This window comes from Amycolatopsis sp. SID8362 (assembly GCF_010550475.1).
GTDB lineage: Bacteria > Actinomycetota > Actinomycetes > Mycobacteriales > Pseudonocardiaceae > Amycolatopsis > Amycolatopsis eburnea.
In genome coordinates, this window is sequence record NZ_JAAGNB010000157.1 from 1 (window position 1) to 1,315 (window position 1,315).

The 1,315-nt window shown below is 74.8% G+C and carries 2 protein-coding genes; both read right to left on the reverse strand.

What is annotated here, in order from left to right; translation table 11 throughout:
* A partial coding sequence (locus G3I65_RS05820; protein ID WP_275940142.1) for an RNA polymerase sigma factor occupies nucleotides 1–315 on the reverse strand: 315 nt, incomplete at its 3' end.
* Between the two features lie 65 nt (nucleotides 316–380).
* Nucleotides 381–1,315: aromatic amino acid lyase (locus G3I65_RS05825; RefSeq protein ID WP_160695188.1), on the reverse strand; the 935-nt coding region annotated here is incomplete at its 5' end.

Sequence of the window (1,315 nt, forward strand, 5' to 3'; positions counted from 1 at the left end):
CGCGTCGGGCGGTCCGAGCGCGGCGCGCAGCCGGTACTCGCGCGCCTCCTCGCGACGGCGCTTGCCGACCAGGTTGGTGGCGATGCCGTAGAGCCACGGCCGCGCGTCCGGGAAGGCCGGGTCGTAGCGGCCGCGGCCGCCGAACGCGGCCAGGAACGTCTCGCCGAGGACGTCGTCGGCGAGCTGGCCGCCGAGCCGCCGGGCCAGGTACCGGTGGATGTGCGCGGCGTGGCGGTCGAAGACCACCGCGAACCGCTCGGGCTGCCGCAGCGACGCCGCGATGATCTCCGCGTCGGCCGCGCCTGGTGAACTCATGAACCGCCTGCCTGTCGTCCGCCACCTGCTTCCCTTATTGGCGGTTCGGGCGGTCCGGGTTCACGCTAGATCCGGGCCAGGCGGTCCAGGACGCCGACCGCGGCGGCGATGTCGCCGGTCAGGGGCCGGTCGTCGACGCTCGCGTCCAGCACCTCGGACGCCATCTCGAAGGCGTCGCGCACCGGCAGGTCGACCAGGTCCGCGTCCCGCATCCGCAGCGCCCGGACCGCCGCCACCAGCTCGCACGCCAGGACCTGCTGGTAGGCCTGGCACGCCGCCGTCGCCGCGCGGGCCGCCTGCGTCGAGAAGCTCGCGTGGTCTTCGATGCCGCGGGACACCACGGCCGTGCCGAGCGTCGCCGGGAGCGCCGCCTGCCGCAGCTCGGTCAGCGCGTCGTGCGCCACGTACTCGAGGATCATCACGCCCGAACTGCCCGCCGGGCCCGCCGCCAGGAACGGCCGCAGCCCGGTGAACTCCGGCTCGACGAGGTCGCCGAGCCGCGCCACCGACAGCTCCGCCACCTGGTGCACGGTCGCGCGGGCCTGGTCCAGCGCCGTCGACACGTACGCCGTGTGGAAGTGCGCGTGGTGGTAGGCGTCGCCGTGCACGGTCGAGATCATCGGGTTCTCGGTGCTCGCGTTGATCTCGACGGCCAGGACGTCCCGCAGGTAGTGGATCGCGTCCAGCGCCGGGCCCTGGACCTGCGGGAACGCCCGCAGCCCGAACGGGTCCTGGATCCGGCGGCCCGGCTTCGGCGTCTGGTGCATGCCCAGCAGCCGCCGCATTTCCGCGGCGCACGCGACCTGCCCCGCGTGCGGGCGCGCCTCGTGCACCGGCGTCGCGTACGCCTCGGGGTTGCCGTCGAGCGCGACGTACGTCAGCGCGGCGACGGCGTGGCTCGCCCGGGTCAGCGTGTCCAGCCGCATCGCGGCGAGGGTCGCTTCGGCGAGCGTCGCGGCGTTGCTGCTCATGAACGCCAGCGCGTCGCCGGCGTGCACCG